At 71.0% G+C, this 6,167-nt stretch carries 5 protein-coding genes; 2 read left to right on the top strand and 3 right to left on the bottom strand.

Annotated features, from left to right (window positions below):
• From GLX25_RS00125 to GLX25_RS00115, 3 genes are all read right to left on the bottom strand, one after another.
• On the bottom strand, positions 1-459 hold a 459-nt coding region (locus tag GLX25_RS00125; protein WP_338081363.1), incomplete at its 3' end, for a biotin/lipoyl-containing protein.
• Between the two features lie 67 nt (positions 460-526).
• Complete coding sequence (lpdA, locus tag GLX25_RS00120; RefSeq protein WP_155840211.1) at positions 527-1,900, bottom strand: dihydrolipoyl dehydrogenase; 1,374 nt, start codon at positions 1,898-1,900, stop codon at positions 527-529.
• A 93-nt stretch (positions 1,901-1,993) separates the two neighbouring features.
• Complete coding sequence (locus GLX25_RS00115; RefSeq protein WP_155840210.1) at positions 1,994-3,463, bottom strand: leucyl aminopeptidase; 1,470 nt, start codon at positions 3,461-3,463, stop codon at positions 1,994-1,996.
• 114 nt (positions 3,464-3,577) lie between these two features.
• Here GLX25_RS00115 and GLX25_RS00110 point away from each other — a divergent pair, with 114 nt between their 5' ends.
• Entirely contained in the window at positions 3,578-4,495 is a 918-nt protein-coding gene (locus GLX25_RS00110; RefSeq protein WP_155840209.1) for a proteasome assembly chaperone family protein, read from the top strand.
• Between the two features lie 302 nt (positions 4,496-4,797).
• Positions 4,798-6,165: an RNA polymerase sigma factor gene (locus GLX25_RS00105; protein WP_155840208.1), complete on the top strand. Its 1,368-nt coding sequence runs from the start codon at positions 4,798-4,800 to the stop codon at positions 6,163-6,165.
• Positions 6,166-6,167 lie beyond the last annotated feature (2 nt).

Below are 6,167 nucleotides of genomic sequence, written 5' to 3'. Positions count from 1 at the left end.
CGGGGCCTCCTGCTGCGGAGCCGGGGCCGGGGCCTGGGCCTGGGCCTCCTGCTGCGGAGCCGGGGTCTGGGCCGGGGCCTCCTGCTGCGGAGCCGGGGCCTGCGGCTGAGCCGGGGCCTGCGGCTGCGCCGGGGCCTCCTGCTGTGCGGGAGCCTCCGGAGCCGGAGCCGGAGCGGCCTCGGCCTGCGGCGCCTCGGCGGGCGCGGCCTCCCCACCACCCGAGCCGTCGCCGATCGTGACAAGGGCGGTACCGACCTCGACGGTCTCGTCCTCCTGGACGAGGATCGCCTCGATGACGCCCGCGACGGGCGATGGGATCTCGGTGTCGACCTTGTCGGTCGAAACCTCGAGCAGCGGCTCGTCGACCTCGACCCGGTCTCCCACGTTCTTCAGCCAGCGGGTGACCGTGCCCTCGGTGACACTCTCGCCGAGTGCCGGGAGGCTGACGGATTCGCTCATTCGCTTGTCTCCTTCACAGCGTGTGACGCGTTCTAGCTTATTGCAGTCGTATTTCGGCGCGACGGGATCAGAGCGCGTGCAGCGGCTTGCCCGCGAGCTTCAGGAACGCCTCTCCGAGCGCCTCGTTCTGCGTCGGGTGCGCGTGGATCAGCGGGGCGATGTCCTCGGGGTACGCTTCCCAGTTCACCGCGAGCTGCGCCTCGCCGATCAGCTCGCCGACGCGGGCGCCGATCATGTGCACGCCGACCACGGGGCCGTCGTCGACGCGGACGACCTTGATCGATCCGCTCGTCTCGAGGATGTGGCTCTTGCCGTTGCCGGCGAGGTTGTACTCGTACGAGGAGACCTTGTCGGCGCCGAACTTCTCGGCCGCGCGCGCCTCGGTGTACCCGACGGACGCGACCTCGGGCTCGGAGTACGTGACCTTCGGGATGTTGACGTCCTCGACGATGATCGGGTTCAGGCCCGCGATCTCCTCGGCCACGAAGATGCCCTGCTGGAAGCCGCGGTGGGCGAGCTGGAGGCCCGGGACGATGTCGCCGACGGCGTAGACGCCGGGGACGCTCGTCTCGAGGCGCTCGTTCGTGATGACGAACCCGCGGTCGACGGTGACGCCCGCCTCCTCGTAGCCGAGGTTCTGGGTGACCGGGCCGCGGCCGACGGCGACGAGCAGGAGCTCGGCCTCGACGGTGTCGCCGTTCTCGAGCGTGACGACGACGCCGTCGTCGTGCTGGGTGACGCCCTGGAAGCGCACGCCGAGCTTGTAGTCGATGCCGCGCTTGCGGAAGGCGCGCTCGAGCTGCTTCGAGATCGACTCCTCCTCGTTCGGGACGAGGTGGGGGAGCGCCTCGATGATCGTGACCTCGGAGCCGAAGGAGCGCCACACGCTCGCGAACTCGACGCCGATGACGCCGCCGCCGAGGATCGCGACCTTCTTCGGGACGAAGTCGAGCTCGAGCGCCTGCTCGCTCGTGATCACGCGGCCGGCGATGTCGAGGCCGGGCAGCGAACGCGAGTACGAGCCCGTGGCGAGGACCACGTTCCTGCCGGTGAGGCGCTCGTCGCCGACGACGACGGTCTTCGCGCCCTCGAGGCGCCCCTCGCCCTCGAACACCGTGATGCCGCGAGCCTTGATGAGGCCCTGCAGGCCCTTGAACTTGCTCGCGACGATGCCCTCGCGGTAGCGCGTCACCGCCGGGATGTCGATGCCCTCGAACGTCGACCGGACGCCGAACTTCTCCGACTCGCGCGAGCTGTCGGCGACCTCGGCCGCGTGCAGGAGCGCCTTCGTCGGGATGCAGCCCCGGTGCAGGCACGTGCCGCCGAGCTTGTCCTTCTCGACGAGGGCCACGCTGAGGCCGAGCTGGACGGCGCGCAGCGCCGCTGCGTACCCTCCGCTGCCGCCTCCGAGGATGACGAGGTCAAAGTTCTGCTCGGACAAACGGAATCTCCCTTGCGCATCGGATCTGCGGCGCGAGTCACCCGGTTCGTGGCCGGGGAACGTCTGGGGCGTGGATCGCCCCACACGACTGTACTACCTGGCGACGGCCCGCTCGCCCAGCGCGATGAGCGTGCGCACGGCGGCCCCCGTGCCCCCCGCTCCCGTGAATCCCCAGGGTGCCGCGGAGTTGTACGACGGCCCCGCGATGTCGAGGTGCGCCCACGGGATCCGGGCTGCGTCCTCGCCCTCGCGGCGGCCGACGAACTGCTGCAGGAACACGCCCGCGAGGAGCATGCCCGGCACCACGGTGCCGAGCTTCGTGTTCGCGAGGTCCGCGACATCCGACTTCAGCAGCGGCAGCAGGTCCTCGGGAAGCGGCATCGGCCAGGTCGGCTCGCCGGCGGCCTCCGCCGCTCCGCGGAGCTCCGCGACGAGCGCGTCCTCGCCCATCAGGCCGCTGATGCGATTGCCGAGCGCGACGACCTGCGCGCCGGTGAGCGTCGCGACGTCGATGATCGCATCGGGCTGCTCCTCGCTCGCTGCGGCGAGCGCGTCGGCCATGACCAGGCGCCCCTCGGCGTCGGTGTTCAGGACCTCGACCGTGGTGCCGCCCTTCATCCGGATGACGTCGTTCGGCCGCGCCGCGGTGCCCGAGGGCATGTTCTCGGCGAGGCAGAGCCATCCGGTCACGCGGACGGGCACGTCGAGCTCGGCGAGCGCGACGACGGCGGAGAGCACGGCCGCAGCGCCCGCCATGTCGGACTTCATGCCGACCATCGAGGCGCCCGGCTTCAGGGAGAGGCCGCCCGAGTCGAACGTGATGCCCTTGCCGACCAGCGCGAGGTGAGCGGATGCCCCGGCCGGGGCGTACTCGAGGCGGACGAGCCGCGGCGGGCGCGACGAGCCTCCGCCGACCGCGAGGATGCCGTTGAACCCGCCCTCCACGAGTGCGGCCTCGTCGTAGACCTTGACCAAGACGCCGGCCGATTCGGCGGCCTGCACCGCGAGGTCGGCGAGGACGGCCGGAGGCAGGTCGTTGGGTGCGGTGTTCACGAGGTCCTTGGTCCGTGCGACCGCCGCGACGACGGAACGGATGCGGTCGAGGCGGACGGCTGCAGCGTCGTGCTCGGTGTGCACGACGAGCCTGTCCGGGCCGGTCGGACCCTCGCGGTACTCGGTGAACGTGTAGGCGCCGAGCGCGGCGCCCTCGGCGAACGCCTCGGCGGATGCGGCGTCGAGTCCGGCCGTCGCGAGCGCGACGGACGACGAGGAGGCGAGTGCGCGCAGTGCGGCACCCCCCGCGTGGCGGAGCGAGGCGGCATCCGTCGTCTCACCGAGACCCGTGGCGACGACCAGCACGTCGCCGTCGGGCGCCGTGAGCTTCGTCACCTCGTCGAGCCCGCCCTTGCCGCCGAGCCGGGCGAGGGCCGGACCGACCCACTCGAAGCCGCCGTCGACGGCCGGCACGGGGCCGTCGCCGGTGCGTCGGACGGGCAGGACGACGGCATCGACGTCGGCCGGGGCGGTGGGGGAGGCGGAGAGTTCGATCGAGGGAACGGACATGGATTCGATCGTAGGTGTTCGCCGGTGCGGACCCGCATCGGCTGTTCGCTCTCGGCATGGCCGCCGGCGTGCGTCGACGGGTGGGCGCCGTCCTGCCCTCGGTACCCTTGACCTATGCGCGATTCCCGCTCCCTGTACGAGCTCAACGCCGACGTCGAGGTCCCCCTCGGACTCCCGCTCGTCGCCGGGCTCACGGGTTTCGCCGATGCGGGCTCGGCGGTCGCCCAGACGACGGACTACCTCCTGACCAACCTCGACAGCCGGGTGGTGGCCACGTTCGACGCCGACGAGCTGCTCGACTACCGCGCGCGGAGGCCCGTGATCCTCTTCGAGGGGGACCACCTCACCGACTACCGGCCCCCGAGGCTGTCGCTCGACCTGGCCCGTGACGAGATCGGCCAGCCGTTCCTCCTCCTGACGGGCTTCGAGCCGGACTTCCAGTGGGAGCGCTTCGGCGCCGCGGTCCTCGGCCTCATCGAGCGATTCGAGGTGTCGTCGACGACCTGGATCAACTCCATCCCGATGCCGGTGCCCCACACGCGGCCGATCGGGGTCACCGTGAGCGGCAACCGGACCGACCTCATCGAGGCGATGTCGGTGTGGCGGCCGACGACCCAGGTCCCGGCCAACGCACTGCACCTCGTCGAGTACCGCCTGCAGACGCAGGGGCATCCGACGACGGGGTTCGTGCTGCTGGTGCCGCACTACCTGTCGGACGCGGAGTTCCCGTCGGCGGCGGTCACGGCGCTCGAGGCGGTGAGCGCTTCGACGGGTCGCATCTTCCCCACGGATTCGCTGCGCGAGCAGGGGCGCGAGTTCACGGCGCGGATCGACGAGCAGGTCGCCGAGAACGGCGAGCTCGCGAAGCTCGTGCACACGCTCGAGGAGCGTCACGACGACTACATGGAGGGGACGAGCCTGCGGTCGCCCCTGACCGACGAGGACGGGGAGCTCCCGTCGGCGGACGAGATCGGCGCCGAGCTCGAGAAGTTCCTGGCCAGGCGTCGGAGCCGCGACGCCGAGGACGGCTGAGTCGCGTCCGCTCGAGCGGGGATCCGGGGGAATGCCGGCGGCATCGCGGACGTTTGATCGTATGCAGGCCGGATCGCGCCCCGGAATCCGCGTGGTCGCGGGCGGTTCGACGCGTCGTGGCCTGTATAATGGGGGGAAGGACCCGTTCTGGTCCGCCGTGCGACTCGCGTCGCCACCGCCGCGGACTTGACATGGGTCCTCATCGTGTCCGAAATCACCCGGGTCGCGACGCAGTCAGTATCCCGGCAGGCCCGCCCAGGGGCCCACGTGCCGCGCGACGGTGAGGAAGAGGTTCAGTACACATGGCAGCCAAGACCAGCACGGCGACGACCGACGAGTCGGCCGAGGCGCCCCGCGCCGCGAGCACGAGCAAGCGGGCGTCGGCGTCGAAGTCGACGAAGGCCCCGACCGCCAAGGCCGCGTCGGCCAAGAGCACGGCATCGAAGAAGAGCGCCACGACGGCGTCGAAGACGCCCCGCACGACGACCGCGAAGGGCGGCAAGGCGAAGAGCACCAAGGCGAAGGGCGCCGAGGGCGCCGACGAGGACGAGCTCGACGAGGACGCCGGGATCGAGGAGGGCGCGGTCGACGAGACCGCCGACGCGCCGGCGACCGGCGAGGAGTCGACGGAGGAGTCCGGTGACGACGAGGAGGCCAAGCCCGCGCCGGTCGAGCCCCACCCGACCGGCGCGATCGTGCTCCGCGCGTCGGACGACGAGGATGAGATCCCCGTCTACTCGACGACGATCACCGGCGCGACGGCCGACCCGGTCAAGGACTACCTGAAGCAGATCGGAAAGGTCGCGCTCCTGAACGCGGCCGAAGAGGTCGAGCTGGCGATGCGGATCGAGGCGGGGCTCTTCGCCGAGGAGAAGCTCTCGCACATGTCCGACGCCGAGAAGCGCTCGCAGCTCGGCCGCGAGCTCCAGTGGGTCGCCCGCGACGGCCAGCGCGCCAAGAGCCACCTGCTCGGCGCGAACCTGCGCCTCGTGGTCTCGCTCGCCAAGCGCTACACGGGCCGCGGCATGCAGTTCCTCGACCTCATCCAGGAGGGCAACCTCGGCCTCATCCGCGCGGTCGAGAAGTTCGACTACACCAAGGGCTTCAAGTTCTCGACCTACGCGACGTGGTGGATCCGCCAGGCGATCACCCGCGCGATGGCCGACCAGGCCCGCACCATCCGCATCCCGGTGCACATGGTCGAGGTCATCAACAAGCTCGCCCGCGTCCAGCGGCAGATGCTGCAGGACCTGGGCCGCGAGCCCACGCCGGAGGAACTGTCGAAGGAGCTCGACATGACCCCCGAGAAGGTCATCGAGGTCCAGAAGTACGGCCGCGAGCCCATCTCGCTGCACACGCCGCTCGGCGAGGACGGCGACAGCGAGTTCGGCGACCTGATCGAGGACACCGAGGCGGTCGTCCCGGCCGACGCGGTCGGCTTCACCATGCTGCAGAAGCAGCTCGAGTCGCTGCTCGACTCGCTGAGCGAGCGCGAGGCCGGCGTCATCCGCATGCGGTTCGGCCTCGGCGACGGCATGCCGAAGACGCTCGACCAGATCGGCGACACCTTCGGCGTGACGCGCGAGCGCATCCGCCAGATCGAGTCGAAGACGATGGCGAAGCTCCGCCACCCGTCCCGGTCGCAGTCGCTGCGCGACTACCTCGAGTAGGC

The sequence above is a fragment of the Agromyces luteolus genome, from assembly GCF_009729855.1.
GTDB lineage: Bacteria > Actinomycetota > Actinomycetes > Actinomycetales > Microbacteriaceae > Agromyces > Agromyces luteolus.
This window is presented reverse-complemented; position numbering and strand designations above follow the sequence as displayed.

Excerpts from the sequence above, each read along its gene's own strand:
- GLX25_RS00105 (WP_155840208.1), top strand. The coding sequence starts at position 4,798 with ATGGCAGCCAAGACCAGCACGGCGACGACCGACGAGTCGGCCGAGGCG.
- GLX25_RS00115 (WP_155840210.1), bottom strand. The coding sequence starts at position 3,463 with ATGTCCGTTCCCTCGATCGAACTCTCCGCCTCCCCCACCGCCCCGGCC.
- GLX25_RS00110 (WP_155840209.1), top strand. The coding sequence starts at position 3,578 with ATGCGCGATTCCCGCTCCCTGTACGAGCTCAACGCCGACGTCGAGGTC.